The sequence below is a fragment of the Janthinobacterium aestuarii genome (genome assembly GCF_046113285.1).
Lineage (GTDB): Bacteria > Pseudomonadota > Gammaproteobacteria > Burkholderiales > Burkholderiaceae_D > Janthinobacterium.
Genome location: NZ_CP142524.1, coordinates 3,079,393 through 3,106,313, shown reverse-complemented (window position 1 = coordinate 3,106,313; position 26,921 = coordinate 3,079,393). Strand labels below are relative to the sequence as shown.

Genomic DNA, 26,921 nt, shown 5'->3' with positions numbered 1-26,921 from the left:
TTTTTGTATCGTGTGCAGCAGAATATGATCATGCGCAAGTCGCTATCCAATAGACGATGGTCCGCGTCTGCGCCCCGCACTACTCCGTACCCACTTCAAAGGAATACCATGATCCCCACTACCATGAAAGCCGCCGTTGTCGAGCAACTGGGCCAGCCGCTGGTGCTGCGCGACGTACCCGTGCCTGTGCCCGGTCCCGGCCAGATCCTCGTCAAGACGGAAGCATGCGGCGTCTGCCACACGGACTTGCATGCGGCGCGCGGCGACTGGCCCGTCAAGCCGTCGCCGCCATTCATTCCCGGCCACGAAGGCATCGGCGTGGTGGTGGAGTTGGGCACGGGCGTGACCGAGGTGCGGCTGGGCGACCGGGTCGGCGTGCCCTGGCTCTATTCCGCTTGCGGCCATTGCGAACATTGCCTGGCAGCCTGGGAAACCGTGTGCGCCGAGGCGCAGTTCGGCGGCTACACGAAGAATGGCGGCTTTGCCGAATACATCCTGGCCGACCCGCGCTACGTCGCGCATATTCCGGCCGGTCTTTCCGCCGTGCAGGCGGCGCCCATCATCTGCGCCGGCGTAACGAGCTACAAGGGCATCAAGGAAACGGGCGCGCGGCCTGGCCAGTGGCTGGCCGTGTCCGGCATCGGCGGACTGGGCCACCTGGCCATCGAATATGCGGTGGCGATGGGCTTGCGCGTGGCGGCCGTCGACATCGATGAAGGCAAGCTCGAGCACGCCCGCGCCCTCGGCGCCGAAGTGACGATCAATGCGCGCCAGGGCGACCCCGTGGCGGCATTGCGCGAAGCGACGGGCGGCGGCGCCCACGGCGTGCTCATCACGGCGCCGTCGATCGATGCCTTCCAGCAAGGCGTGGCGATGACGCGCAAGCGCGGCACCTGCGTGCTGGTCGGCTTGCCGCCTGGCGACTTCCCGACGCCGCTGTTCGACGTCGTCGCCAACTGCGTAACGATACGCGGCTCTTTTGTCGGCACCCGCCAGGACATGGCCGAGGCGCTGGCGTTTGCCGCCACCGGCAAGGTCACGGCCGGCATCGAATTGCAGCCGCTGTCGGCCATCAACGAAGTCTTCAGCCGCCTGGAGCATGGCAAGGTCGCCTCGCGCGTGGTGCTCGATTTCAGCGGCAGCTGAGCGCGATGCCGCCGCGCGGCCGGTGTGTCCTATGGTGCGACGGCAAGCAATTGCCGTTGTTATGATGGCATTTCATAAAAGACACAACAAGGACACCGCGATGAAAAAATCCCTTTCCGGCCTGCTGGCCTGCGCCGCCCTCGCCTGGCCGCTTGCCGCCGGCGCGGCCGAGCAGGCTCCATCCGCGCTGCCCGGGCATTATTACCTGCAAGGCGTCATGGAAACGGGTTCCGAGCTGCTGCTGAAAAAGGACGGCACCTTCGAATGGGTGCTCAGCTACGGCAATACCGACCAGCAAGCCAGCGGCGAATGGCGCGTGGCCGGCGACACGGTGACCCTGGTGACGGGCAACGGCGGCAAGGAGCCGCAGTTCCGCGTGTTCGAGGAAGCGGAAATGCGCATCCAGAAACCTGCCGAAGCGGGCCTGTGGGTGGCCATCGTCGGCTTCCCCAAAGTGGGGCCGATGGCCGGCGTGGAGGTAAAATTCGAAGCGCAAAGCGGCAAGACGGCCACGGCGGTGAGCGTGGCGAACGGCGACGCCATCGTCCGCATGCCGGCGTCGGAACGCTGGGTGCGCGCCGGCTTGCGCCGCCAGGGTTCAACAGCCGACTATCAATGGCTGGCCGTGCCGGCGGTGCGCGCGCAGGAACGCATCGCCGCGTTCGCCGTCACCGACGCGCAGTGGCTGCGGGGCCAGGCATTCCAGAAGCTGGCCTTGCGCGTCGTCGATGGCGGCCTGAAAGTCGACGATGCGGACAATGGCCTGTCCAGGGGTCTGTACGCCAAACCGGCATCGAAGCAGTAGCCCTCAATTTACCTCGTTCCATTGCGCAAACACGCGGCAACTGGCCAGGAATATCGGCCAGGGCAGCGCTGTTTTGCGCCCACGCACGCCCGTGCGCCGTTGACACCCTGCGCCGTCTGTCCTATAGTCGCCGGGTTAACGACAAATGAGAATGAGAATCATGTTCACTTCTATCAAGAGATGGCTGGTCTGCTATCCGCTCGTGGCTGCCAGCATGTTGCTGGCCGGAGGCGCGCAGGCGCAAGCGGCCGATCCTGGCGCCGGCGCCAAGCAATTGTGGCAATTGATTGACTACGTTGCCGTCGACTACAGCGGCGCCGTCGAGCACGGCAAGGTGGTCAGCGAGGCGGAATACGCGGAAATGCTCGACTTTACCGACAACGCGACGACGCAGATCGCCGCCCTGCCCGCCCACGCGTCACAGGCGGCCATCGCCGCCGCCATCGCCGACCTGCGCAAAGCCGTCGTGGCCAAGGCCGATGGCGTGGAAGTCAAGCGCCTGGCGCACCACGCGAACGGCTTGCTGATTGCCGCCTACCCGATCCCCGTGGCGCCGAAAGTGCTGCCGAACCTGGCGCGCGGCGCGGCCCTGTATGCGGCCCAGTGCGCCTCTTGCCACGGCGTGGCCGGCGGCGGCGATGGTCCGCTGGCGGCCAGCCTGGAGCCGAAACCGATCGCCTTCACGGATGGCGAACGGGCCCAGTCGCGCAGCCTGATGGCCCTGTACCAGGTCATTTCGCAGGGCGTGGCGGGCACCTCGATGGCCAGTTTCGGCCAGCTGTCCGAAAACGAGCGCTGGGACCTGGCCTTCTATATCGGCGGCATGTCGCACGATGCGGCGGCAAGCGCGCGCGGCGAAAAACTGTGGCAGGACGATCCGCGCAGCAAAAAACTGTACGCGGACCTGGCCGCCGTGACGACCTTGACGCAGGAAGCCGTGGCCGCCAAGCTGGGCGCGGACGAGGCGCAAGCCTTGACGGCATACTTGCGCAGCCATCCTGACAAGGCCGAGGCGCACAAGCCTGCCGGCCTGGCCCTGTCGCGTATGCGCCTGGCCGAAAGCCTGGCCGCCATGCATGCGGGGGACCGCGCGGCCGCCACCCGCCTGGGCCTGTCCGCCTACCTGGACGGTTTCGAGCCGATCGAGCCGATGGTCGGCGCGCGCAACAAATCCCTGCTGCTGGCCGTGGAAAACGCCATGCTGGCCTACCGCTCCGCCGTTGCCAAGGGCACGGTGGCCGACGCCGAGGCGGCCGGCGACAAGCTGCAGCAACTGTTTACCCACGTGGAAGCGGAACTGGGCGATGCCAAGGCCGATCCGATGACGACTTTTGTCGGCGCCCTGACGATCCTGCTGCGCGAAGGCGTGGAAGCGCTGCTGATCGTCATCGGCATCATCGCCTTCCTGCGCAAGGCCAAGCGCAACGACGTGCTGCCTTACGTGCATGCGGGCTGGGCCAGCGCCCTGGTGGCGGGCGGCCTGACGTGGGTGGCGGCGACGTATCTGGTGACCATCAGCGGCGCCAGCCGGGAGGTGAGCGAGGGTCTCGGTTCCGTGTTCGCGGCCCTGGTCCTGCTCAGCGTGGGCTTGTGGATGCACCAGAAGAGCAGCGCCGGGCGCTGGCAGGAATATTTGCACGAGAAACTCACGGCGGCCATGACGCGGCGCTCGGCCTGGGGCCTGTTCGCCCTGGCCTTCATCGCCGTCTACCGCGAAGTGTTTGAAACCGTGCTGTTCTATTCCGCCCTGGCGGCGGACGGCAACGGCGGCGCCCTGCTGGGCGGCTTCCTGGTGGCCATCGTGCTGCTGGTCGTCATCGCCTGGGCCTTGCTGCGCACCAGCGCCCGCATGCCGATCGGCGAGTTCTTCTCGTGGACGTCGGCCTTCGTGGCCGTGCTGGCCGTGATTTTGATGGGCAAAGGCGTGGCCGCGCTGCAGGAAGCGGGCTGGGTCGGCGTGACCCCCGTCGATTTCATGCGCATCGACCTGCTGGGCATCCTGCCGACGGCGGAAACCCTGCTGGCGCAGGCGGCCATCGTGGCCATCATCATCGCCGGCTATGGCTGGAACCGCGTCTCCGCAGGCAAGCGCAAGCTGGCCTGACCTTGCAATAGCCGGCATGGGTAAGCCGCCCGTGCCGGCACTTCCGCACTTTTCCCCCATTCACCTGTTGCGATGCCGCTCAAGGAGCGGCATCGCGCGCATCCACGTAGGCCCAGGCTTGCAGGCCCGACGCCAGGGTCACGCGTTCGCGCCGGTAGTCGGCCACCTCGTAACCGTCCGCCTGCCGCAATTCCTCGAGCGAGACGGCCAGCACGGCGCCCGGCACGCTATCGGTCGCAGCGCCACGCGAGGCGATCGGATGATGCGTCTTGCCGCTGGTCGCCACCACTTGCGCATCGTCAATGGCCAGCAACGCCAGACGATAGCCGGGCAAGCGGTCGGGCCGGCTGTCGAGCAGGCGCCCGAAGGTGGCCAGTTGCACCTCGGGCTGCTGCAAGGTGCCGTAGGAAAACAGGTGTTCCGTCGCTGCCGCTGGAATAGTTGCCATTTGAATAGTTGCCATCTGTCGCTCCTGGTCGCATGTCGATAGCGTGCATCGTAACGCCTTTGTCGGCACAGGCCCTGCACGGTTTTGAAAACTGCGATATGATGACCATCATGCATAACTCATCCAACAAATCATCTGACAAGAAACCTTCGGCGCAAAGCCGCAAGGAAGCCACCCACGAACGCATCGTCGAGGTGGCCACGCGCGCCATCCGCCGCAGCGGCTATGCGGGCACGGGTGTGGCCGACATCATGAAGGAAGCGGGCCTGACGCACGGCGGCTTTTATGCGCACTTCGCCTCGCGCGACGCCCTGCTGGCCGAAGCGGGCGACCGCGCGGGCGCCGAAGCGGTGGCGCTGGCGGCCAGGGTGGCGGCCGCCGCCCCGCCCGGCCAGGCGCTTCAGGCCATGCTGGCCGCCTACTTGTCGCCCGAACACATCGCCGCCATCGAGGTGGGTTGCCCCGTCTCGGCGCTGGGTTCGGAAATGCCGCGCCAGGCGCCCGAGGTGCGGCGCGCCGCCACCATCCACATCAAGGAAATGATCGACCTGTTCGCGCGCCAGCTGCCGAACTGGGGCCAGCCGGAAGCGCACGCACAAGCCATGGCGACGGTGTGCGCCATGATCGGCACCACCATCCTGGCGCGCGCCGTCGACGAACCGGCGCTGTCGGACGCCCTGTGCGCCGCCACCCTGGCGCAGTTTCAGGACATAAACCAGCCGTAACACCCATGGCCCGGGTCCGTCCCGGGCTTTTTTTCAAACAAAAATATGACGATCATCATATTCAACACTATCCACCACTGAAGGAACTGCCATGAACAATAACAAGATTGCCCTGGTCACCGGCGCCTCGTCCGGCATCGGCGCGGCCACGGCCCAACGCCTGGCGCAGGCGGGCTACACGGTGTACGGCACCAGCCGTCGCGGCGCGCAAGCCGATGCGGTCGGCTACACGATGCTGGCGCTCGACGTCACCAGCGACGCGTCCGTCGCTGCCGCCGTGGCCGAGCTGATGCGGCGCGAAGGCCGCATCGACCTGCTCGTCAACAACGCCGGTTTCGGCGTGGCCCCGGCGGGCGCCGAGGAAAGCAGCGTGGCGCAGGCGCAAGCCATCTTCGACACGAATTTTTACGGCGTCGTGCGCATGACCCTGGCCGTGCTGCCGCACATGCGGGCCCAGGGCGGCGGGCGCATCCTAAACATCGGTTCCGTCCTGGGCTTTTTGCCCATGCCCTACGGCGCGCTGTATTCGGCCACCAAGCACGCGATCGAGGGCTACACGGAATCGCTCGACCATGAAGTGCGCGGCTGGGGCATCCGCGCCAGCGTCATCGAACCGGCCTATACGAAAACCACGTTCGAAGCCAATCTGCTGGCGCCCGATACGCCGCTGTCCGCCTACCGGCAAGTCAGCGCGGCCGTCACAAGCCGGCTGCAAGCGCTGATGGCCGGCGCCGACGACCCTGGCGTCGTGGCCGACACGGTCCTGGCGGCGGCCCAGGCAAGCGAGCCGACATTGCGCTACACGGCCGGGCCGCTGGCGGCGCGCTTGCGCCTGATGCGCCGTTTCCTGCCCGCCGCGCTGATGGACGCCGGCTTGCGCAAGGACCTGCGCCTGGCCTGAACGCCAGCATTTTTTCCCGCATTCAGAGAGAACATCATGCAAGCATTGCAACTTAAAAAATACGGCGGCCTCGATCACGTGGCGTTTGCCGACCTGCCCCGCCCCACGCCCGGCCCCGGCGAACTGCTGGTGCGGGTGCACGCCGTCGGCCTGAACCCCATCGATAACCTGATTCCCAGGGGCGACTTCAAGCCCATATTAAAACTGCGCTTGCCGGCCACCCTGGGCAGCGACCTGGCCGGCGTGGTGGTGGAAGTCGGCAGCGGCGTCACGCGCTTCAAGGTCGGCGACGCCGTGTATGCGAGCATTTTCGACACGCCGCACGGCAGCCTGGCCGAATTTGCCGTCGTGCCCGAACAGGCGGCCGCCCTGAAACCGGCCAACCTCGATTTTGTGCAGGCGGCGTCGATACCGATGGTGGGCTTGACGGCGTGGCAAACCATGCATGAGCGCATGCAGCTGCGGCCGGGTCAGAAAGTGTTCATCCCGGCCGGTTCCGGCGGCATCGGCACGTTCGCCATCCAGCTGGCCAGGCACCTGGGCGCCCGCGTGGGCACGACCACCAGCACGGCGAACGTGGAACTGGTGCGCAGCCTGGGGGCCGATGAGGTGGTCGACTATAAACAACAGCCGTTCGAGGATGTGCTGCGCGATTACGACGCCGTGCTGGGCACGGTGCGCGGCGACGGGCTGGAAAAAGCCTTGCGCATCGTCAAACCCGGCAGCCGCGTCGTCTCGCTGGTCGGCCCGCCGGATGCGGCCTTTGCCCGCGCGCGCGGCATGCACGTGGTGCTGAAACTGGTGTTCGGTTTGCTTAGCCGCAAGATCATGGGCCTGGCACGGCGGCGCGGCAGCAGCTATGCCTTCCACTTCGTGCGTCCCGACGGCGGCCAGCTGGCGCAGATCGCCGCCCTGCTTGAGGCGGGCACCATCCGCCCCGTCATCGACCAGGTGTTTCCTTTTCTTCAAGCCAAACAGGCGCTGGCCTACCTGGCGCAGGGACGCGCACGGGGCAAGGTGGTAATACAGCTGACCGTGCCTTGAACGAGCTGCGCCGCAACGGCTTCGGGCGCCGTGACTATGTGTGAGTTTTTTGTTGGCAATTTCCTCCATACTCGTTGTCAACCCCATGCCTATTGATACCGGTCAACCTCCATAAAGGTAGCTCATGCGCTTTTCCCCGGAATGCTGCTGGCTCGCTATCGCTCTCGTGGCCGGCATAGTCCATGCCGCCGAACCGGGCGTCACCGATACGCACATCCGGCTGGGCATGGTCAATGCGCAAACGGGCGCGGCCTCGGGCCTGGGACGGGCCATGCTCGACGGCGCGACGGCCGTGTTCCTGGAAGCAAACCGCAGCGGCGGCATCCACGGCCGCAGCATCGAGCTGGTGGTGGCCGACGATGGCTACGATCCGGACCGCGCCATCAGCGAAACGCTCAGGCTGGTCGAGGAAAAACAGGTATTCGCCCTGTTCGGCAACGTGGGCACGCCCACCACCAACGCCGTCATACCGATTGTGCAGGAAATGAAGGTGCCGCTGGTGGGCGCGTTTACGGGCGCGATGACCTTGCGCCGCCCCGTGGTGCATGAAATCATCAACTTTCGCGCCAGTTACGACGATGAGTCCGATGCCCTGGTGCAGTACTTCGCCAGCCGGGGCATCAAGCGCTTTGGCGTGCTGTACCAGGACGACGGTTTCGGCAATGCCGTGCTCGACGGCACCGTGCGCGCGCTGCAGCGGCGCGGCATGGAACTCGTTGCCAAGGGATCGTTCCAGCGCGGCACGACGGCCGTCAAGGCGGGGCTGGCGGCCCTGATCGGCCACGACCTGCAAGCGGTGATCATGGCCGGCCCCTACACGCCGGTGGCCGCATTCGTGCGCGAGGCGGGCCAGGCCGGGCTGAAGGCGGCCTTGGCCACGGTATCGTTTGTCGGTACCGACAGCCTGCTGCAGCTGCTGGGCACGGAAGGCAACAACATTGTGATTTCGCAAGTGGTGCCCCTGCCGGAAGACCGCCAGTTGCCGATCGCCGCCGACTGCGCCGCCCTGCTGGCCCGGCACGTGCCGGCGGCCAGGCTGTCTTTCGTCAGTTTCGAAGGCTGCATCTCGGCCACCCTGATGGTGGCGGCGCTGCGCCGCACGGGCGCCGACCTCACGCGCGAGCGCCTGATCCGCAGTTTCGAAACGTTCGACCGGCTCGATCTGGGCGGCATGCTGGTAACGCTGCGGCCGGACAATCACCAGGCGTCGACGGCCGTTTTCCTGACCCGCATCGCCGACGGCAGGATCGTTCCGGCGGATATGGCGCCTGGCGCGAAGTGATGCGCGCCCATTTTTGCGGCCCGCCCTGGAGCCTGGCATGAAAATCAGGACCAAGCTGATCATCAGTACCACCGTCCTGCTGGCCGGCGTGGCGGCCATGGCGGCGGCCGGCCTGCTGCTGGTGAAAGGCATCGAAACCCATGTCCACGGCTTGACCGACGAGACGGTGCCGCTGTACACGGATGTGTTGCGCCTGCGTTATACCGTGCAGGACATGGCGTCGGACTTTTTCGAGCTGGGCAAGGCGGAAGACCTGGCGCAGCTGGAGCAGGTATCGAACAAGATCGGCGCCAATATCGAGGCCGCCGAGAGCATCAGCGACGATTTGCGGCGCCATGGCGAATCGCAGGCGCCCCGCTACCACGCGGCCTTCGAACGGGAATTCCAGCGCATGCGCGTCGCCGTGCGCAAGCGCCTGGAAAACGAGGCCTATTACAAGGCTCAGGCAACGGAGATGCGGCAAGTGCTGGCGCAGATCAAGGCCGCCGCCAAGGGCGCGCGCAGCAAGATCCGCGTCGTCGACAGCCAGGCCCAGGCCACGGCCGCCGAAGTGCAGCTGCAAAGCCAGCGCCTGAACCAGAATGCCCGCTACCTGACCGACCTGCGCAAGAGCATCCACGACATGCAGATTGCGCTGGCCGAAACGGAAGCCGTGAAGAACCGTTTCCGCATCGCTCCCCTGCGCGAGCGGCTGACGGCGGCCGTCGCGCACCTGGCGGGAACCAGCGAGCGCGACATCAGCCCCGCCCAGCAGACGCTACGGGCGACCCTGCTGGCCACGGCGCGCCAGATGCTCGATCCCGCCGCCGGCTTGCTGGCCCTGCGCGCCGGCCTGCTGGCCGAGGGCGGCGCCAGCGCGGCGCAGCAGGCGCAATATGCGGCGCTCAAGGAACAGACCAGCACCGCCCTGGCCGCTGCCCACCTGCGCCTGGCCGAGGAGCTCGATCCCATCGAACTGCAGCTGGCCATCGGACGCGCCCGGATGGCCGAGGCCGGCCGCTACATGCGCACCTCGGCCCGCATCGAGGATGCCAGCGGTGAAATCAACCTTGCCGTCGACGCCATCAGCATCGACGTGGGCGAAGTCATGCTCGCCACGGCCGCCGCCGACGTCACCCGGCTGGGCCAGGATATCGCCCGGCGCATCAGCGCCCTGCACCGCGACATGGCCACCATGCAGGCCCTACAGCAAAGCATAGGCCAGCTGGGCTTGCTGGCCGAAACGAGGGTCGTCAACACCTACCTGGACGCCGTGGAGCGCTCGGGACAGCGGCTGGTGCAGGCCAAGGGCAGCGTGCTGGACAGCCAGACGGCGCTCGACGAGGTCATCGACCATGTGCGCGCCTTCGAGCGCGAACAGGCCGCCTATTCCGCGCAGCAAGTGGCGCGCATCACGGGGCAGCAGCAGGAGGCGGTGGCCAAGGTGCGCGACGGCGTGCGGCATGCCTTCGTGCTGATCCTCGGCATCGCGCTGGTGCTGCTGCTGGCCTGCGTGGCCATCACGGGCCTGATCAGCGCATCGATCGCCAGGCCGCTGGCGCGTTTGTCCTACGCCATCGCGCATATCCGCGACGGCAAGGCCCTGTCGGTGCGCGTGGCGCAGCACGGCAGCGATGAGCTGGGGCAACTGATCACGGGCTTCAACGGCATGCTCGAGCACGTCGAACAGCGCGACCTGGCGCTGACGCAGGCCAAGGCCGAGGCCGACGCCGCCAACCGCGCCAAATCGGAATTCCTCGCCAAGATGAGCCACGAGATCCGCACGCCGATGAATGGCGTGCTGGGCATGACGGAATTGCTGCAACGCACGGAACTGAGCCCCAAGCAGCAGCGTTTCGTGCACACGGTGCACCGTTCGGGCGAAAGTCTGCTCAGCATCATCGACGACATCCTCGACTTTTCCAAGATCGAGGCGGGCAAACTGGTGCTCGAACACATCCCCTTCGACCTGCGCCAGGTGATCGACGATGTGGTGGCGCTGTTTGCCAACGGCATCCAGCGCAAGGCCATCGAATTTACCTGCCGCGTTGCCTCCGACGTGCCGCAGCACGTGCGCGGCGATCCCGTGCGCCTGCGCCAGATCCTCACCAACCTGCTCAATAACGCCACCAAGTTCACGGAACGGGGCGAAATTTCCGTCGATGTCGGCTGTCCCGCTGCCGGCCAGATCCGCCTGGAAGTGCGCGACACGGGCATCGGCATGGCACCGGAAGCGGCGGCGGCCGTCTTCCAGCCGTTCCGCCAGGCCGACAGCACCACCTCGCGCAAATACGGCGGCACGGGCCTGGGCCTGGCCATCATCAAGCAGCTGGCGGAAATGATGGGCGGCAACATTGTGCTCCAGTCCGTGGCGGGACAGGGCTCCAGCTTCGCCGTCACCGTCGTCGTGGGCGAGGTGGCGCCCGAGGATGCGCCGGCGGCGCCGCCGCCGCGCGTGTCGCTCGATGCCTTGAACGTGCTGATCGTGGACGACAACGCCACCAACCGCAGTATCCTGCTGCAGCACGCGATCGAGTGGCAGATGGCCGCCGCCAGCGCCGCCGACGGCGCCGAAGCGCTGGACCTGCTGCAAGGGGCGCTGCGTAGCGGGCGCCCGTTCGATCTGGCGATCATCGACATGCGCATGCCCGTCATGGATGGCGCCGAGCTGGTGCGGGCAATCAAGGGCGACGCGCGCATGGCGGCGCTGAAAATCATCATGCTCAGTTCGATCGACGCCTCGGCCGATCTGCGCCAGGTGACGGCGCTGGGCGTGGAATACTGCCTGACCAAGCCCGTGCGGGCGCTGGAATTGCGCCACTGCATCGAGGCCGTCGGCGGCTTCGGCACCCTGGCGCCAGCGACGGCTGCGATACCTGCCACGTCGGCCCCGCCCGCCGCGCCGGATACGGCTGGCGCAGCCCCGGGCCAGGCCCCGCTGCGCATGCTGCTGGTGGAAGACAACGCGATCAACCAGGAAATCGCCCTGGCCATGCTGGAAGACACGGGCTACGAGGCCACGCCGGCCGACAACGGGCGGCGCGCGCTGGCCCTGTGGGAGCGCTACCCGTTCGATGTGATCCTGATGGATTGCCAGATGCCGGAAATGGACGGCTTCGAAGCGACCCGGCGCCTGCGCCGCATGGAAGCCCAGCAAGGCCGCAGCCGCACACCCATCATTGCCCTGACGGCCAACGCCATTCTGGGCGACCGCGAACTGTGCCTGGAGGCGGGCATGGACGACTACCTCGCCAAGCCGTACACGCGCGCCGCCCTGCTGGCCATGCTGGCCCGCTGGCGCCCGTCGGCGGCAGCGGAGACGGTGGAGACGGCGGCGGAAGCCGTCCCGGCGCAGGCTGCCCCGGCGGCGCCGGCTGAAACAAGCGCCATCCTCGACGCGGCCGCCCTGCAAAACCTGCGCGCCATGCGGCGCCCCGGCCGTCCCGACGTGCTGGGCCGCATCATCGACCTATTCTACAGCGACGCCCCGCGCCTGCTGGGCCAGCTGGAAGTGGCGGCCGGGGCCAGCGACGCCGCGGCGCTGCAGCTGGCGGCGCACACGCTCAAGTCGAGCTGCGCCAACGTGGGCGCGCTGGGCTTGTCGGCCACCTGCCGTGAAATCGAACAATATGCGCGCGGCAATGACGTCGGCAGCGCGCTGCAGCATATCCGCGGCATCCAGCAAGAACTCGACCGTGTCCTCGCCGCCCTGGCCATTGAGAAGGAAACCCCATGAATACAGCACAGCCCCCGCAAGCACTGGTCCTGGTGGTCGATGACGACACCATGACGCGCATCCTCGTGACGGAAGCGCTGGAGCCGGAAGGCTTCCGCATCGAGGAAGCGGCCAGCGGCCTGGAAGCGCTGGCCGCTTTCCAGCGCGGCGCGCCCGACCTGATCCTGCTCGACGTCGCCATGCCCGGCATGAGCGGCTTCGAATGCTGCGCCCAGCTGCGCCGGCTGCCCGGCGGCGCGCACGTGCCCATCGTCGTACTGACAGGCAACGATGACGATGACTCCATCAAGCAGGCACTGGAAGCGGGCGCCAGCGATTTCATCTCCAAGCCGATGCAATGGCGGCTGCTGGCGCACCGCTTGCGCTACCTGCTGCGGGCCAGCAGCGCATTAACCGAGCTGAGCCGCATCCAGGAAAGCCTCAGCCACGCGCAGGCGCTGGCCCGCCTCGGCAACTGGGAATACCGGGGCACCGGCGGCGACGGCTACTGGTCGCCGGAACTGCTGCGCATCCTGGGCCTGGCCGCCGATTCCGGCCCCACCAGCTTCGACCGTTTGCTGCAATGCCTGCCCGAAGACCAGCGGCCCCTGCTGCTCGATGCCTTCATGGAACTGCATGCCAACGGCACCAGCTACAGCCTGGAGCACAAGGTGCGGCAGCCCGATGGCGGCGAGTGCATCGTCTTTCACCAGGCCGAAGCCGTGCGCGAAGGCCATCAGGTGCTGCTGATGCGCGGTACCGTGCAGGACATCACGGAACGCAAGCTGCAGCAAAGGCGCATCGAATACCTGGCCAACCACGATGCGCTGACGGACTTGCCCAACCGCCAGTTGCTGAACGACCGCATCGGCCAGGCCATCGCCCACGCGCGCCGCACCCGTTTGCACCTGGCGACCCTGATGCTGGACCTCGACCGTTTCAAGTTCGTCAACGACAGCTATGGCCACCCCGTGGGCGATGCGCTGCTGCAGGAAGTGGCCCGCCGGCTCAAGCTGGCCGTGCGCGAAGGCGACACCGTGGCCCGCCAGGGCGGCGACGAATTCGTCGTCCTGCTGACGGACCTGCCCGACATCGGGACGGCCGAAGAGATCGTGAAAAAAGTACTCGAACTATTCGCCGATCCGGTCGTGCTGGGCGAACATACCTTGCACGTCAGCACCAGTATCGGCGCCAGCGTCTTTCCCTCCGACGGCGACAGCGCCGACATGCTGCTCAAGACGGCCGACGCGGCCCTCTACAGCGCCAAGGACAAGGGCCGCAATGGCTGCCAGTTCTACAACCACAAGATGGGCGTGCTGGTGGAAGAGCGGGCCGAAATCGAACACGCGCTACACCAGGCGCTGGCGCTGGGCGAGCTGGAATTGCATTACCAGCCCAAGGTCGACCTCACCAGCGGCAAGATTTATGGCATGGAAGCGCTGCTGCGCTGGCGCCGCGACGGCATCGGGCTGGTGCCGCCGGACCGCTTCATTCCCCTCGCCGAGGAAACGGGCATGATCGTGCCCATCGGCGAATGGGTGCTGCGCACGGCCTGCGCGCAGCTGGGCGTCTGGCATGCCTACGGCTTTACGCACCTGACGATGGCCGTCAACGTGTCGGCACGCCAGTTCCGCCAGGTCGACATGCCGGAACTGGTGCGCGCAGTGCTGGACGACAGCGGCCTGCCGGCGCATTGCCTGGAACTGGAGCTGACGGAGAGCGTGCTGATGCAGAACCGCGACCTCGTGGTGCGGGCGCTGGAGCAGCTGAAGGAAATCGGCGTCACCCTGTCGCTGGACGACTTCGGCACCGGCTATTCCAGCCTGTCCTATCTGAAGCAATTCCCCATCGACGTGGTCAAGATCGACCAATCGTTCATCCGCGACGTGACCGACAGCGTGGATGGCGCTTCGCTGACCCGCTCCATCATCGCCATGGCCAAGTCCCTGCACCTGACCACGGTGGCCGAGGGCGTGGAAACGGAGGGTCAATTGGGTTTTCTCAATACTAACCGCTGCGACGCCATGCAAGGCTATTACTTCAGCCGCCCCCTGCCCGGCGCCGAGATGGATCTGATGCTGCATGCAGGTACCCATTTGCCGCCCGAGAGCTGCCATGCCGTGGCGCCCCAGCGCGTGCTGCTGCTGGTCGACGACGAGGAGCATATCCTGTCCGCCCTGCGCCGCTCGCTGCGCAAGGAAGGCTACCAGATACTCAGCACCACCAATCCGCAGGAAGCGCTGGAACTGGTCGCCTCGCACGCGGTGGGCGTGATCCTCACGGATGCGCGCATGCCGGGCATGTCGGGCAACGAACTATTGCGCCGCATCAAGGGCGTCTATCCCGAGATCGTGCGCGTGATGCTGTCCGGCTACCCTGAATTGCATTCGGTCACGGCGGCCATCAACGAAGGCTCGGTGTACAAATTCATCACCAAGCCGTGGGACGAAACCCTGCTGAAAGACCACTTGCTGGAAGCCTTCCAGCGTTTCGAATCGGGCGTGCAGCGGCCGCCGCGGGGCCCCCATGGCATCGAGATCAGCAACCGCGCCGCCTAGCGCGCCGCCAGGAGCCATCATGCAGGAGCAGCTGTTCTTCGAAGGCTTGCGCGCCCTGGCCGAAGCGGCCTTTCCCAAGCATTGCGCCTGCTGCGGGCGCGTCTTCGCCACGGCGCACGAGTTCATCGGGCAGACACGGGCGATGCGACAGGATGTCTCGGGGCTCAAGCAAAGTTTCGATGACAACAACGTGGCCATCGTCGAGGTCTATCGCAATTGCCTGTGCGGCTCGACCCTGATGGATTTCTTTTCGGACCGGCGCGACAAGTCCGAACCATCGCTGCGGCGGCGCCAGCTGTTTGAGCGCCTGCTGCCGCTGCTGCAGGAAAAAGGCATGGAACAGGCCGCGGCGCGCGACTATCTGCTGCAAGTCGTGCGCGGCGAGCTGCCTTACCAGTAACCAAGCACCTTCCACCACGTCGTGCCGACGACGGCAAAGATCAGCAGTTCCACCACGCACATGATGAAGCCGACCCGCCACCAGTTGCCCATCGTCACGAAGCCGCTGCCGAAGATGATGGGCGAGGTACCCGTCGCGTAGTGGGTCAGGGTCATCATGATGGCCGAGCCGGCCGTCATCATCAGCATGAACGGCACGTGGTATTCGGCGGGAATCAGGTGCAGGCCCACCGTCAGGAAGGCCAGCAGCATGGCGCTGATGTGGGCCGTCGTGCTGGCGAAGAAGTAGTGCGAGAAGACAAACACCAGCACGAGCACGGCGGCGATCGGCAGCCAGTCCATGCCGCTGGCGACAATCGCCGCCTTCATGCCGGCCGAGAACCAGGCGATCACGCCCGTCTTGTTCAGCTGCTCGGCCATCATGACCAGGGCGCCGAACCACACCAGAGTGTCCCAGGCGCTCTTTTCCGACAGCACGTCGTCCCAGTCGATGGTGCCGGTAATGATCAGCACGAACAGGCCGACAAAGGCGACCACCGTCGCGTCGAGCGAAAAGGCGGGGCCGAACAGCATGGCGGGCACGTTGGCCCACAGCAGCAGCAAGAGGGCGAAGGTGCCCAGCATGACTTTTTCCGGCGGCGACAGCGGGCCCATGCCTTTCAATTGCGCCTTGGCGTAGGTGACGGCGTCGGGCGTGGCTTTCAGTTCCGGCGGCGACAGCCAATAGATGATCAAAGGCATCACCAGCAGGCAGACCAGGCCCGGCAGCAGCATGCACAGGGCCCAGGTGGTCCACGTCAGGTGGAAACTCTGGCCGCTGGCCTTGGCCACGAAATCGACCACCAGCGGGTTCGGCGCCGTGGCCGTCAGGAACATGGCCGAGGTGATCGGGTTGGCATGGTAGTTGACGAGGGCCAGATACGTGCCCACCTTCTTTTCCGTGCCCTTGGCCGGGTCCGAATCGAAGGCGTTGGCGATCGATTTCATGACGGGGTGGACGATGCCGCCGCCGCGTGCCGTGTTACTGGGCGTAAATGGCGCCAGCACCAGTTCGCAAATCGCCAGGCCATAGCCGATGCCCATGGTGCGTTTGCCCAGCAGCGAGATGAACAGCAGGCCGATGCGGCTGCCCAGCCCCGTCTTCTTCAGGCCGCGCGATATCAGAATCGCCACGACGATCAGCCAGATCAGAGGATTCGAGAAACTGCTGAGCGCATCCGTGATGGCGCCCTTGGACGAGGTCGACGTCACCTGCGACAAGGACACGATGACGATGGCCATCATCGCCATCACGCCAATCGGCATGACTTTTAATATGATCGCCAGTATCGTGGTGAGGAAGATCGCCACCAGGCCCCAGGCCTTCGGCGTCAAGCCTTCGGGCGCCGGTAGCAATAGCATGCCGACAAGCAAGGCGGTGCAGATCAGGGCGGGGACGAGGCGGAATGGGACGGCTTCCTTGAAATGCAGGAACAGGTCGCGCACTGTTTTATACATCATGATTTCCTTTACTGGACAGGCATCCGGACGGGCAGTGGCGCCCGCTCGGCTTGTGATAATTCTTTTTAGCAACATCATACAAGCTCATACGCAACCGCCCCGCTCCATTACGCGTGCGCGTGCCAGGAAATTGCCGAATCGTTGACTTGAGCGCTATCACAGGAGCGGAATATATTGACGGCCAGTGACAATGGGTGACTTTTTTGGCAATTTTTCTCTGTATCTTTCCCCGTAGCTGCCGCCAGATATGCCACCAGGATTGCCAACCTTTCAGGGGAAAACTTGATGAATAGCACGGAACAGTACTCGATCCACCCATCCATCGGCATTGCCCGCGTGGGCAACAGCCATGATTCGTTCTATCTGGCGCCGGAAACCATCGGCGGGTTGCCGATCGAAGCGGACGGCAATAACGATCCGTTGCTGTCCGGCGGCAAGCCGGTCCACGTTGCCCAGTTCAAGGATGCGGCCGGCCGCGTGCGGCGCCAGGCGGCCAGTTTCCGCATCTACAAGTCCGTGGCGGGACGTCCCGGGGAAAAAGTCCTGGTCGACCTGCAAGACCCGAGCATTGCCAAAATCGAGTGGACAGTGCACGTGGCTAACAAGAAGGCGGCCTGGTGGAACTTCATTCCCCTGCTGGGCGACCTGATGTTTGGCCCGTACAACAGCTATGAAACCTGGGAAAATACGCCGCCCGCCTGGAACCTCACGCCCACGTCCTGGACCAATCTGCGCAACAGCGACGTCACGGGAGAGGCGGCACGGCAAAAACTGATCGTCGATCCGGGACCGCGCACCCTCGACGCGCCGCTGGGCAAGGCCCAGTTCGACAAGGACGGCGCCGGCGCGTACAAGCATGTGTCCTTCCCCGATCCGCAAGCCATCACGCAAGGCTATCCGGTGCGCACCCTGGGCGAAATGCGCACGGATTCGCGCGGCAACCTGCTGGTGATCGGCGCCTATGGCCGCGCCGGCGGCTCGGAAAGCATCACGGGCTTCGGCGGCGGCGATACGTGGAATGACGACGTGGCCGACGGCCCCGTCAGCGCAACCATCCATTTCAAGGATGGCAGCCCCTCCGTGGAGCTGAAAGCCTGGGTGGTCATCGGTTCGCCGAAGTTCGCGCCAGAACTGGTGAATATTTCCACTTGGGATGACGTCGTGGCCGACATGGCCATCAAATACAAGAACGCGCTGCCCGAGGCCTATGACGCGGCCCGCTGGAGCGGCAGCGATGGCTGGAACCCCGACTATGTCGTCAATTACGCGCAGGACATTCAGCCATTCCTCGCCAGGATAGGCGATTACCAGTGGGTGGCGACGGTGCCGTCGATGACGGCCTTCATCCGCCCCAACTTCGATGTGGCCGATGCCTCGGAAGCGAACCGGCCCCAGCGGGAGAAATTCCTCAGTTATTTCCGCAAGCCATCGGCCATCCGGCCCGGGACCAAGGAACAGGTGCCGGGTTTTACCGGCGGCCAGGGCGGGCAATTGTTCAGCGTCGCCACCACGGACAATCCCGGCGCGGGCATACCCCTCGTGCCCCTGAATTCGGGCAGCAATTCCGTGCGCAACAACGTCATCAGCAAGTTTTCGGTATTGACGGATACGCAATACTTTGCCTTGCAGCAATGGGCGGCCGGCAAATTCGCCCCCGACGCGCCGGGCCTGGCCTTACCGGGCATCGACCCGCTCGACCACGCGACCATCGGCAATTGCGTCGGCGAACCCATGTGCCCTGGCATCGAAGTGACGTGGAGCGTGCGCAACCCCATCATCTATGAAAAACCGTACGCCATCCTGCACCGCGTGGATGCCGACTACGCCAAAAACGGCCTCTCGCCGGGCCGCGACGAATGCGAACCGCTGGACTGGAACGATCCGACCGTCGGCACCGGCTGCGAACCGGGCGACCTGACCAAGCGCATGGCGATTCCATGGCAAGCCGACTTCTATGACTGCTCCGTACAGATGATCAACTTCGACAATCCGGATATCGTCAAGAATCCCGATACGATGATCCCCGTGCCGCCCACCTACTACGCCTACTGGTGGCCGCCGCAAAGCCCGTGGAACGTCATCAATGGCGCCACAACCAAGGAAGAACAGGCGCTCGCCGGCGTGCCGGCCGGCATGCAGGTGATGTACAGCCGCGGCATGAACAGTTTTTCGCAGATGATCAGCTCCTGGCACTACCTGGGTTTCATCGTGAACCAGAACGAGGATGCCGAATCGGGCCGCCAGTACCCGTACTTTGTGGAAAAGGAGCGCAATCACGCGAAATTCGTGGCTGCCAGCGTGGGGGTCGGCAATGCCAGCAGTTTCATCACGGGCGACGATGCCAACTACCTGCCCGCGTGGTTCCTCAAGGACGAGGATCCGCAGACGGCGCCCGAGAAGGCCTCGCAGCTGTTTGCCAGCGGCGGCGCGCAAGTGGCCCTGCATGACACGCCGAAGAAAATCATGCCGGCCAACCGGCGCCGGTTTTCCCATTGAGCATGTCTTCATCGCCCGACTACGACGTCGTCATTGTCGGCGGCGGTGCCGCCGGCACGGCCGCCGCCCTGACCCTGGCCCGCTACACGGGCTTGCGCATCGCCTTGCTGGAAAAGCAGCTGTTCGACGATTACCGGGCCGGCGAAACGGTCTCGTCGTCCATCTTCTCGATGCTGGACTTTCTGGGCGTGGGCCGCGACCTGCTGGACGGCGCCCAGCTGCCCGCGTTTTCCCACGCGGCCGCCTGGGGCAGCGCGGAACTGATGTCGCGCGACGCCGTCTTCAGCAGCCATGGCCACGGCTTGCACCTGGACCGCCGGCATTACGACGCCATCCTGCTGGAGCAGGCGCGCCAGGCGGGCGTGGAGCTGTGGCGTCCCGCCCAACTGGTGCAGCTGGAACACGGCGACCCATGGCGCTTGCGCGTGGCGGCCGGCGGGCAGGAAGTGGACCTGACGGCCCGTTACCTGATCGATTGCAGCGGCAAGCAGGCGGCCATCGTGCGCCAGCGCAAGCGCCCCATCCACACGCAAGACGCGCTGGTGGCGCTGTACGCCTATTATCAGTTGCAAGAACCGCAATTCCTGCCCCACCGCACCCTGGTGGAAACGACGGAGCACGGCTGGTATTATGCGGCGCCCCTGCCCGGCGACCGCGTGGCGCTGGCCTTCATCACGGATGCCGACATCCTCAAGCGCCTGCGGCTGAAAGAGGAAGCGCCCTGGCGCGATGCCGCCATGGGCACGCAGCACGTGCGCGATATCATGCCGCGCCTGCCCGCGCCGAACGCCCTGCGCCACTATGCGATCCACAGCCGCGTGGCCTCGCTGCCGGCGGACGACAACTGGACGGCGGCGGGCGACGCGGCCGCCTGCTTCGACCCCATCTCATCGCTGGGCATCGGTCAGGCCATGGCGTCGGGCATCCATGCGGCGCGGGTCGCGGAAGCCTGCCTGGCGGGCGACCGGGGCATGGCGGCGGGTTACCGGCGCAGCGTCTTCGCCTCGTTTGAAACCTATCTGCAGATGCGGCGCGGCTTCTACGGCGCCGAACAGCGCTGGCCGGAGGCGCCATTCTGGCAGCGCCGGGCCGCGTCCTGATGCCGCCGGCGAAAAACTGAGCCAGGTCAAGAGACCGCATGCCCACCGCCCGTTTCCGGGCGAATTTCAGCCCCGCCTTGCCGTTCGCACTATAATGTCGGCACCGCGTGCGGCAGCATTGGCGGCGATAGACGGTAACAATTTCGTGTGGAGGCCAGTACAATAGCGTCTGGGCCTACACAGGGTTTCACTTTTGCCAGCAGTTGCCAGCAACTAACCATTTTTTTGACCAGCCAACAAATACTATGAGTTCGATGAATGAAGAGCGCGTTTTAAGCGTGCACCACTGGACGGATACCCTGTTCTCCTTTACCACCACGCGCGACCCGTCGCTGCGTTTCTCGAATGGCCACTTCACCATGATCGGCCTGCGCGTCGACGGCAAGCCATTGCTGCGCGCCTACAGTATCGCCAGCGCCAATTACGAAGACCACCTGGAATTCTTCAGCATCAAGGTGCCGGGCGGCCCCCTGACGTCGCGTCTGCAACACTTGCAAGTGGGAGACACCGTCATCGTCGGCCGCAAGCCGACCGGCACCCTGGTCTCCGACTACCTGCTGCCGGGCAAGCGCCTGTACATGCTGTCGACGGGCACGGGCCTGGCGCCTTTCCTCAGCATCGTGCGCGATCCGGACATCTACGAACGCTTCGACGAATTGATCCTCGTGCACGGCGTGCGCCAGGTCGACGAACTGGCTTACCACGACTTGCTGGAAGAACATCTGCCGAAGCATGAGTTCCTGGGCGAAATGGTCAGCGACAAGCTGCGCTACTACCCGACCGTGACGCGCGAAGACTTCCGCAACATGGGCCGCATCACGGAACTGATCGAGAACGGCAAGCTGGCCAAAGACCTGGGCGTGCCGGAACTCAATCCTGCCGAAGACCGCGTGATGATTTGCGGCAGCTCCGAGATGCTGCGCGACCTGAAAGACATGCTGGAAGCGCGTGGCTTCAAGGAAGGCAATACCTCGACGCCTGGCGACTTCGTTGTCGAGCGCGCATTCGCCGAGAAGTAATCGAGAGCAAATCCGCAGCAAATGCAGGGGCCCGGCCCCGCCGCTTCCCGCGGCGGCGCCGGGCCTTTTCATTGCCGGCTCAGCGGCGCAGCCCCGCGCTGGTACTGCAAGCCATTCATGAAGCGCTGCACGGGCGTAAAGGCACTGCTGAGGATATCGTCATGCGCGGCGTAATAGCGCGTCTCGATCTTCAGCAGGCCCAGCACGGTCGCATCAAGCTTGTCCGTCTGATACGGCCGGCTTTCCAGCGCGGCGCGCGCGGCCGTCGACTGCGGCGCTTGCTGGTTATCCCAGATCAACATGGGGATTTCATAGCCGCTCTTGTCCGACGCGGAATGGCCCGCGTGATTGCGGCTGTAGCCCACTTCCTGCCCATGGTCGGAGACGAACAGCAAGGAGGCGGCCCGGCCGGTCTTGGCCGTTTCCGCCATGCCGATCAGGGTGCCCAGCACGTAATCGCCATAGCGGATGGCGTTATCGTATTCGTCGCGCTGGTTGCGTATCCAGCTGGACCTGCCCTGGCTGGCCATCTGCGCGCTGACGGCGTCCTGTGCCCGGTCGAAATGGGCGAAGCGGCTGGGATAGCGCATGTCATAGCTGGGATGCGCGCCCAGCAAGTGCACGACGATGAGCTTTTTCGGCGCCGCGTCGCGCAGCGCGTGGGCGAATGGCTGGAACAGGTTGCCGTCAAAATTGTTTTCTCCACGACCGGTGCCGTAGTTGATGAAGTCGCTTTCATCGGCCTCGCCCGCCAGCAGCCCGATCCAGCCATCGTTACGCGTCTGGTTCGAAACCCAGAACGTCTTGTAGCCGGCCGCCTCGGCCAGCATCAGCAGATTCGGCTTGGCCATCCACGCATCGGGGTTGCCGATATCGGCCGGCGTGAGCATGGTCATCATCGATTCCACCGTGCTGGACGCGGGCGAAATCACATCGTTAAAAACCAGCAGCTTCGCACGCATGGCGTCGAGCTGGGGCGTGGTCGCGCGCGGATAGCCGTACAGCGACATCGAGGCGCGGTTGGTGCTCTCGCCGATCACCAGGATGACGGTGCGCGCCTCCTCGCCCGCATAGCGCACATTCCAGTCGCGCGGCGCGGCCATGGCCGCCGTCAGCGCATGCTGCATCGATTTCATCGCGTCCAGCTGCGCGCTGTACTGCTGGTAGCGCAGCGGCCAGAACAGGGCCGGATTTTCGCGCCGCATGGTGGTATTGACGTGCAGCAGCACGAGAAACACGGCCATACCGGCGGCAAAGGCTTTGTGCGGCCAGCCCGGCGCGGTACCGGCGCGCGACGCCTGCCAGCGCTGCAGCTGGTGGTCGGCCAGCAGCACGGCCGCCGTCACGAGCACAAACCAGCCAGCCGCTTGCGCCAGGGCGACGCTGTTGTGCAGGAGAAATTCTCCCGTTTCCGCTTGATCTGTAGCAAACATGGCCTGCAAAACCGCATTCGGGTTCGGGCGCATGCCAAAATAGCCACGCAAGAAGCCTTTTACGGCGGCGTCCAGGTAAAACACGGGCACGACGACGCGCACCAGCACGGTGATCGCGCCGCAACTGCCACGCCATGCGTGCAGCACGCCGCCCACACCCAGCAGGAAGGCCGCCAGCAAGACGCTCAATTTCAGGCATTCGTTCGCGCTTAACTGATCGAAGAGGAAGAACAGCAACAGGCCAGCAATGCTGAACAGGACACGGCAAAGCAGAATCAGCATGGAGGCGATGGAGAGTAAGCATTGAACAAGGACAAGCCCGCGCGGACGGGCCAGCGATTGTAGCGCAGTCTGTTGCAACTTGTACCATCGTTTCCTGCGCGCTGCTGATTCACGCATGCTACTGACAGAAATTGTCAGTGCTTTTTATTATGATTTCGGCACCAGCTGGCCAGCCAGCCAGTACTATTGATATCTCCACCTGCGACAGGACTTTTCATGACACGTGCCATTACCATACTGACCGAAAACTTTGCCGATTGGGAAACCGCCCTGCTCAATTCCACGGCGCGCCTGTACTACGGTTTTTACACGCAGTTCGCCACGCCGGGCGGCTTGCCCGTCACCTCGTCCGGCGGCATGCTGGTCACGCCGCAACTGGCGCTGGAAGATATCGTGCTCGAGGAGCTCGATTTGCTGATGGTGTGCGGCGGCAGCCATTGGCAAAGCGGCAAGGCGCCCGACCTGGGCCCGTTGCTGCGCGCCGCGCGCGACAAGGGCGTCGTGCTGGCCGGCATTTGCGACGGCACGCGCGTGCTGGCGCAGGCGGGCGTGCTCGACACCGTGCGCCATACGTCCAACAGCGCGGGCAACTTGCTGGAAACGGGCTATGCTGGCGCCGCCCTGTACCAGGACGTACCGTGGGCCGTTGCCGACCAGCGCATCATCACGGCGCCCGGCACGGCGCCCGTCACCTTCACCAAGGAAGTCTTGCGCGCCCTGGGCATCGCCGACGACAACCTGACGGCCTACCTGGCCATGCATGGGTCCGAGCACGGCCAGGCCGCAGCGGCGCGCTAATCCGGGGAAAGCACGCGCAAACGCGCCACGGCGTGCGTGTTGCCCGGGTCCAGCTCCAGCGAACGGCGGTAATGCGTGACGGCCAGCGCCGTGGCGCCATCGGCCTCGTACGCTTCGGCCAGGCTGTCGTGGCCATTCGCCCCTTGCGGATACAGCTGCACACCCAGCTGGAAGACGGCGACCGCCTGTTTCGGCTGCTGCCGGCCCAGCAAGCGATAGCCCCAGGCATTCAGGTCGTCGTCGGCGGGTGCGGGCAGCCCATGCTGGCGCCGGATGGCGGCCAGTTTCTGCTCCAGCCCTTCAAAGCCCGTGCTGGCCGCCTTGTTGCGCAATAAATGCGCGGCATACGCGCCGCCCCGCTGCTGGCGCAGTCCGGGAACATAAAAGCCGGCAATGGTATCGATCAGCTGTTCCGGCTGGCCGCCGGCCAGGTTGCTCAGGATAATGACGGCCAGGCCATCGTCGGGATACACATAGAAGGCCGAGCGGCCGCCGCCGATGCCGGCCACGGCGCGGTGGCCATCACGGCCGATGGTGGGCCAGCCCAGCGCCCACGGCGCCGGCTTGCCGTCGTTCAAACTGGTCGGCTGCCACAGCCGTTCCACACTGGCGGGCGCCAGCAAGCGCCCCGACTGCAGGGCGATGAGCCAGTTGACCAGTTCGCCCGCATTGCTGTTGATGCCGGCCCCGGCGCGCATGAAGACGGGAAAGTCCTCGATCACGTTGCGGTAGCCGTTGCCTCCCCGGTCCAGCACGTAGGAACTGGCCTTGTTGGCGACGACGTCCTTCGCATCGCCAAAGCCGCTGTGCCGCATGCCGGCCACGTCGAACTGCCGGTGCCGGATGAAGTCGGTAAAGGGCTGGCCGTTCTGGCGCTCAATCAATTGCGCCAGCAACACGTAATTGGTCTGGTTGTAGCGGTAGCGCTGGCCTGGCGGGGCTTCCACGGGCAGCGCCTGCACGGCGCTCCACGCCGCAGCGGCGTCGTCCGGTTGCGGCCCCACCAGCTTGCCGCTGCGCTGGTCGAGCACGTCGGGCAAGCCCGAGGTATGGTTGAGCAATTGCGTCACCGTCACGGATTGCCAGGCTGCAGGCAGCCCCGTCAGGTATTGGCCGATGGGCGCGGCCAGGTCGATCTTGCCCTCCTGCACCAGCTGCATCACGGCCACGCCCGCAAACGCCTTGGTGGCCGAGTTGATGGAAAACAGGCTGGCGTCCGTCACCGGCACCTGGTATTGCAGGCTGGCCAGGCCGAAATTGCGCTTCAGCACGACCTTGCCGTGCCGGATCACGGCCAGCTGCAGCCCGGGAATCTGGCGCTCCCGCATTTCGCTGCGCACAAAGGCGGCAATCTCCTGTTCCGCGCGCGATGCCTGCGATGGGCTGGCGGGGGCGGCGATGGCGAGCGAGGTGACGGGAGCTGCCACGGCGGCAAGCGCCATGACGAGCAGGACGGACGGGAGGCGTGGCTTCAAGATGCGGCTTTCGACAGTTGAAAACGGAACCGCAGCATCCCATACCTATTTGTCAACGTCAACGACAATCTTGCCGACTAGAAAGTTACTCTTCCAGCCACACATCTTCATACCCTTGCCGGTCGAGAATGAACTTGGCGCCGCTGGGCAAGGCCAGGTAATCGACCACCTGCGGCAGCATCTCGTGCAGGTGCTCCGCATGCAGGGCCTGGTAAAAGCCGCTGGCGTCGTCGTGTTCGCCGCAGTGGATGAACCAGCTGATGGTGCCGTTTTCCGGCAGCACGATGCGGGTGCCATAGATGGGCGACTGCGCCAGGCTGCCGATGGCCAGGGCCACCATAGTTTCGGGCGCCTGCGCCGGCAAGCCGAATTTGTCGCAGATGCGTTGCTGTGTTTCGCTGATCAGTTCAGTCATGGTGCTCTCAGGATCCGATGTAGCGGTAATGGAGGCGCAGCGCGCCATCGTGGCCGGACATTTCCAGGTGCAAAATCGCTTCACCGGGCTTGCCGTCGGCCAGCAACAGGCATTCCAGGCCCAACGGGCCGTCGCCGGTGGCGTACACATCGACGCCGGGCCGGCCGCCCTTGCCCGGCACAAAGGCGTGCGCCAGCGGCGTCAGGGACAGCGCCTCGTTGGCCGCAAAGTAGCTGTCGAGCATGTCGACGATCTCCGCGGCCACGGCCGGCGACAGACCCCAGTCGCGTTGCAGCGCAACAGGATCGCGCCCGTTCAGCGTCTGCACGAACGCTGCGGCCTGCGCGTACGCCAGCTCTCGCAGGCTGTCAGTAACTGTCATTTCCATATAGCGACTCCACCTTCTCCATTCAACAGGCGCCATTATAGTGCGTGGCCGGGCGCATAGTCGATCCGTTTGCCATCCATAATCAAACGGCTTGCCGATCATTTAAAACGCCGCCTTTATTATTTATCGCACTGCAATAACATAAATGGCCGGCGTGATATTTGGTGAGTATCTCGGACATATAATCGCGAATACGGTTGATTTCCAATTGACGCTTATTTATTCCGGCGCTAATATCGAACGGCCATATACCATGGCACACAGCGCAAGCCGTACTTAACCATCACAAGAGGATAGTACAATGCAAAACCAATCCAAATTGTTCGCATTCAAACTGGCTGAAAAACAAGTTCAAAAACAGGCGGCGCCCGCCACCGTCTGGAAAGTGCGCGACGGCGTCGCCGTGGCCGGCTGCACCGCCGTCGGCACCAATGATCAATATCGCGACTCTTCGCGTCTCAAGCCGAACGACAGCGGCCAGTATTGCTGATTTCCGGCACGCCATAACCCCGCCCGGCGCGGGGTTGCATATATTCCCCATATTCAAACCGGCGCCGTGCGGCGCGGATTTTCCGCGCGCAATGAATATATGAACCCCTCTCAATTGGAGATGCCATTCTTTAAAGCAGTTATCGGTAAAAATCGAAACATAACCATTAACAGAGGATCTCATGCACGATAAAACCAAGCTGTTCGCATTCAAACTGGCGGAAAAAAAGGAAGAGGAAAAACCGGCGCGTCCTGCGCCCTGGAAAGTGCGCGACGGTGTCGCCGTGGCCGGCTGCACGGCGGTCGACAGCGAGGAACAATACCGCTATTCGCGCGTCGGCTCGAGTGACGGCGGAGAATTCTGCTGATCGCTGCGCCAACTGAAAGCCTTGCCGCGGCAAGGCTTTTTCATCTTCCCGA

The 26,921-nt window shown here is 64.9% G+C and carries 22 protein-coding genes; 16 read left to right on the top strand and 6 right to left on the bottom strand.

The window, feature by feature from the left end:
- Nucleotides 1-108 precede the first annotated feature (108 nt).
- The 3 genes from OX462_RS14010 (at nt 109) to OX462_RS14000 (ending at nt 4,055) form a co-directional block, all read left to right on the top strand.
- Nucleotides 109-1,146: a zinc-dependent alcohol dehydrogenase gene (locus OX462_RS14010; protein WP_409028711.1), complete on the top strand. Its 1,038-nt coding sequence runs from the start codon at nt 109-111 to the stop codon at nt 1,144-1,146.
- A gap of 100 nt (nt 1,147-1,246) precedes the next feature.
- On the top strand, nt 1,247-1,951 hold the full coding sequence (locus tag OX462_RS14005) for a hypothetical protein (protein WP_409028710.1): 705 nt from the start codon (nt 1,247-1,249) through the stop codon (nt 1,949-1,951).
- 151 nt (nt 1,952-2,102) lie between these two features.
- The gene (locus OX462_RS14000; protein WP_409028709.1) at nt 2,103-4,055 is read left to right on the top strand and encodes an FTR1 family protein; all 1,953 of its coding nucleotides are present in this window, start codon (nt 2,103-2,105) and stop codon (nt 4,053-4,055) included.
- A 79-nt stretch (nt 4,056-4,134) separates the two neighbouring features.
- On the opposite strand, the gene OX462_RS13995 is transcribed toward OX462_RS14000, so the two are convergent.
- Complete coding sequence (locus OX462_RS13995) at nt 4,135-4,518, bottom strand: gamma-glutamylcyclotransferase family protein (protein ID WP_409028708.1); 384 nt, start codon at nt 4,516-4,518, stop codon at nt 4,135-4,137.
- A gap of 83 nt (nt 4,519-4,601) precedes the next feature.
- Between OX462_RS13995 and OX462_RS13990 the strand changes: the two genes are divergently transcribed.
- From OX462_RS13990 to OX462_RS13960, 7 genes are all read left to right on the top strand, one after another.
- Complete coding sequence (locus OX462_RS13990; protein ID WP_409028707.1) at nt 4,602-5,228, top strand: TetR/AcrR family transcriptional regulator; 627 nt, start codon at nt 4,602-4,604, stop codon at nt 5,226-5,228.
- A 91-nt stretch (nt 5,229-5,319) separates the two neighbouring features.
- Nucleotides 5,320-6,129, top strand: coding sequence for an oxidoreductase (locus tag OX462_RS13985; RefSeq protein ID WP_409028706.1), 810 nt, complete (start codon nt 5,320-5,322; stop codon nt 6,127-6,129).
- Between the two features lie 36 nt (nt 6,130-6,165).
- Nucleotides 6,166-7,173, top strand: a complete 1,008-nt coding sequence (locus tag OX462_RS13980; RefSeq protein ID WP_409028705.1) for an NADP-dependent oxidoreductase — start codon at nt 6,166-6,168, stop codon at nt 7,171-7,173.
- Nucleotides 7,174-7,297: 124 nt separating this feature from the next.
- Complete coding sequence (locus OX462_RS13975) at nt 7,298-8,455, top strand: ABC transporter substrate-binding protein (RefSeq protein ID WP_409028704.1); 1,158 nt, start codon at nt 7,298-7,300, stop codon at nt 8,453-8,455.
- A 37-nt stretch (nt 8,456-8,492) separates the two neighbouring features.
- Nucleotides 8,493-12,170: a response regulator gene (locus OX462_RS13970; protein ID WP_409028703.1), complete on the top strand. Its 3,678-nt coding sequence runs from the start codon at nt 8,493-8,495 to the stop codon at nt 12,168-12,170.
- Nucleotides 12,167-14,707, top strand: a complete 2,541-nt coding sequence (locus OX462_RS13965; protein WP_409028702.1) for an EAL domain-containing protein — start codon at nt 12,167-12,169, stop codon at nt 14,705-14,707. The genes OX462_RS13970 and OX462_RS13965 overlap by 4 nt, the downstream gene beginning before the upstream one ends.
- 19 nt (nt 14,708-14,726) lie before the next feature.
- Entirely contained in the window at nt 14,727-15,107 is a 381-nt protein-coding gene (locus tag OX462_RS13960; RefSeq protein WP_070310384.1) for a hypothetical protein, read from the top strand.
- On the opposite strand, the gene OX462_RS13955 is transcribed toward OX462_RS13960, so the two are convergent.
- A complete protein-coding gene (locus OX462_RS13955; protein WP_070310386.1) occupies nt 15,098-16,603 on the bottom strand; it encodes an anion permease in 1,506 nt (501 codons plus the stop codon). The genes OX462_RS13960 and OX462_RS13955 overlap by 10 nt on opposite strands.
- Before the next feature lie 288 nt (nt 16,604-16,891).
- On the opposite strand from OX462_RS13955, the gene lodA reads away from it, so the two are divergent.
- The 3 genes from lodA (at nt 16,892) to OX462_RS13940 (ending at nt 21,221) form a co-directional block, all read left to right on the top strand.
- Complete coding sequence (gene lodA / locus OX462_RS13950; protein WP_070310388.1) at nt 16,892-19,102, top strand: CTQ-dependent lysine 6-oxidase LodA; 2,211 nt, start codon at nt 16,892-16,894, stop codon at nt 19,100-19,102.
- A gap of 2 nt (nt 19,103-19,104) precedes the next feature.
- Nucleotides 19,105-20,202 carry a tryptophan 7-halogenase gene (locus OX462_RS13945; RefSeq protein ID WP_070310390.1) on the top strand — a complete coding sequence of 366 codons (1,098 nt, stop codon included), beginning with the start codon at nt 19,105-19,107 and terminating at the stop codon, nt 20,200-20,202.
- A 245-nt stretch (nt 20,203-20,447) separates the two neighbouring features.
- Nucleotides 20,448-21,221 carry a ferredoxin--NADP reductase gene (locus OX462_RS13940; RefSeq protein ID WP_070218815.1) on the top strand — a complete coding sequence of 258 codons (774 nt, stop codon included), beginning with the start codon at nt 20,448-20,450 and terminating at the stop codon, nt 21,219-21,221.
- Nucleotides 21,222-21,289: 68 nt separating this feature from the next.
- Here OX462_RS13940 and OX462_RS13935 read toward each other — a convergent pair whose 3' ends face one another.
- Nucleotides 21,290-22,936 (bottom strand): phosphoethanolamine transferase, encoded by a 1,647-nt coding sequence (locus OX462_RS13935; protein WP_409028701.1) that lies wholly within the window; start codon nt 22,934-22,936, stop codon nt 21,290-21,292.
- Between the two features lie 216 nt (nt 22,937-23,152).
- Between OX462_RS13935 and OX462_RS13930 the strand changes: the two genes are divergently transcribed.
- A complete protein-coding gene (locus tag OX462_RS13930) occupies nt 23,153-23,734 on the top strand; it encodes a type 1 glutamine amidotransferase family protein (RefSeq protein ID WP_070288436.1) in 582 nt (193 codons plus the stop codon).
- Here the strand turns inward: OX462_RS13930 and OX462_RS13925 are convergent.
- The 3 genes from OX462_RS13925 to OX462_RS13915 form a co-directional block, all read right to left on the bottom strand.
- Complete coding sequence (locus OX462_RS13925; RefSeq protein ID WP_141749867.1) at nt 23,731-25,209, bottom strand: serine hydrolase domain-containing protein; 1,479 nt, start codon at nt 25,207-25,209, stop codon at nt 23,731-23,733. The genes OX462_RS13930 and OX462_RS13925 overlap by 4 nt on opposite strands.
- A gap of 85 nt (nt 25,210-25,294) precedes the next feature.
- Entirely contained in the window at nt 25,295-25,624 is a 330-nt protein-coding gene (locus tag OX462_RS13920; RefSeq protein WP_070310397.1) for an immunity protein Imm33 domain-containing protein, read from the bottom strand.
- 7 nt (nt 25,625-25,631) lie between these two features.
- Nucleotides 25,632-26,006, bottom strand: a complete 375-nt coding sequence (locus OX462_RS13915) for a hypothetical protein (protein WP_070310436.1) — start codon at nt 26,004-26,006, stop codon at nt 25,632-25,634.
- A gap of 307 nt (nt 26,007-26,313) precedes the next feature.
- Between OX462_RS13915 and OX462_RS13910 the strand changes: the two genes are divergently transcribed.
- Nucleotides 26,314-26,502 (top strand): hypothetical protein, encoded by a 189-nt coding sequence (locus OX462_RS13910; RefSeq protein WP_070288439.1) that lies wholly within the window; start codon nt 26,314-26,316, stop codon nt 26,500-26,502.
- Nucleotides 26,503-26,683: 181 nt separating this feature from the next.
- Nucleotides 26,684-26,869, top strand: coding sequence for a hypothetical protein (locus OX462_RS13905; protein WP_070288440.1), 186 nt, complete (start codon nt 26,684-26,686; stop codon nt 26,867-26,869).
- Nucleotides 26,870-26,921 lie beyond the last annotated feature (52 nt).

What these genes read in the sequence shown, in the direction of transcription:
- OX462_RS13910 (WP_070288439.1), top strand. Translation starts at nt 26,314, where the DNA reads ATGCAAAACCAATCCAAATTGTTCGCATTCAAACTGGCTGAAAAACAA.
- OX462_RS13970 (WP_409028703.1), top strand. Translation starts at nt 8,493, where the DNA reads ATGAAAATCAGGACCAAGCTGATCATCAGTACCACCGTCCTGCTGGCC.
- OX462_RS14010 (WP_409028711.1), top strand. Translation starts at nt 109, where the DNA reads ATGATCCCCACTACCATGAAAGCCGCCGTTGTCGAGCAACTGGGCCAG.
- OX462_RS13980 (WP_409028705.1), top strand. Translation starts at nt 6,166, where the DNA reads ATGCAAGCATTGCAACTTAAAAAATACGGCGGCCTCGATCACGTGGCG.
- OX462_RS13975 (WP_409028704.1), top strand. Translation starts at nt 7,298, where the DNA reads ATGCGCTTTTCCCCGGAATGCTGCTGGCTCGCTATCGCTCTCGTGGCC.
- OX462_RS13940 (WP_070218815.1), top strand. Translation starts at nt 20,448, where the DNA reads ATGAGTTCGATGAATGAAGAGCGCGTTTTAAGCGTGCACCACTGGACG.
- OX462_RS13920 (WP_070310397.1), bottom strand. Translation starts at nt 25,624, where the DNA reads ATGACTGAACTGATCAGCGAAACACAGCAACGCATCTGCGACAAATTC.
- OX462_RS13930 (WP_070288436.1), top strand. Translation starts at nt 23,153, where the DNA reads ATGACACGTGCCATTACCATACTGACCGAAAACTTTGCCGATTGGGAA.
- OX462_RS13995 (WP_409028708.1), bottom strand. Translation starts at nt 4,518, where the DNA reads ATGGCAACTATTCAAATGGCAACTATTCCAGCGGCAGCGACGGAACAC.
- OX462_RS13905 (WP_070288440.1), top strand. Translation starts at nt 26,684, where the DNA reads ATGCACGATAAAACCAAGCTGTTCGCATTCAAACTGGCGGAAAAAAAG.
- OX462_RS14000 (WP_409028709.1), top strand. Translation starts at nt 2,103, where the DNA reads ATGAGAATCATGTTCACTTCTATCAAGAGATGGCTGGTCTGCTATCCG.
- OX462_RS13955 (WP_070310386.1), bottom strand. Translation starts at nt 16,603, where the DNA reads ATGTATAAAACAGTGCGCGACCTGTTCCTGCATTTCAAGGAAGCCGTC.
- OX462_RS13960 (WP_070310384.1), top strand. Translation starts at nt 14,727, where the DNA reads ATGCAGGAGCAGCTGTTCTTCGAAGGCTTGCGCGCCCTGGCCGAAGCG.
- OX462_RS13915 (WP_070310436.1), bottom strand. Translation starts at nt 26,006, where the DNA reads ATGACAGTTACTGACAGCCTGCGAGAGCTGGCGTACGCGCAGGCCGCA.
- OX462_RS13985 (WP_409028706.1), top strand. Translation starts at nt 5,320, where the DNA reads ATGAACAATAACAAGATTGCCCTGGTCACCGGCGCCTCGTCCGGCATC.
- OX462_RS13965 (WP_409028702.1), top strand. Translation starts at nt 12,167, where the DNA reads ATGAATACAGCACAGCCCCCGCAAGCACTGGTCCTGGTGGTCGATGAC.
- OX462_RS13935 (WP_409028701.1), bottom strand. Translation starts at nt 22,936, where the DNA reads ATGCTGATTCTGCTTTGCCGTGTCCTGTTCAGCATTGCTGGCCTGTTG.
- OX462_RS13990 (WP_409028707.1), top strand. Translation starts at nt 4,602, where the DNA reads ATGATGACCATCATGCATAACTCATCCAACAAATCATCTGACAAGAAA.
- OX462_RS14005 (WP_409028710.1), top strand. Translation starts at nt 1,247, where the DNA reads ATGAAAAAATCCCTTTCCGGCCTGCTGGCCTGCGCCGCCCTCGCCTGG.
- lodA (WP_070310388.1), top strand. Translation starts at nt 16,892, where the DNA reads ATGAATAGCACGGAACAGTACTCGATCCACCCATCCATCGGCATTGCC.
- OX462_RS13945 (WP_070310390.1), top strand. Translation starts at nt 19,105, where the DNA reads ATGTCTTCATCGCCCGACTACGACGTCGTCATTGTCGGCGGCGGTGCC.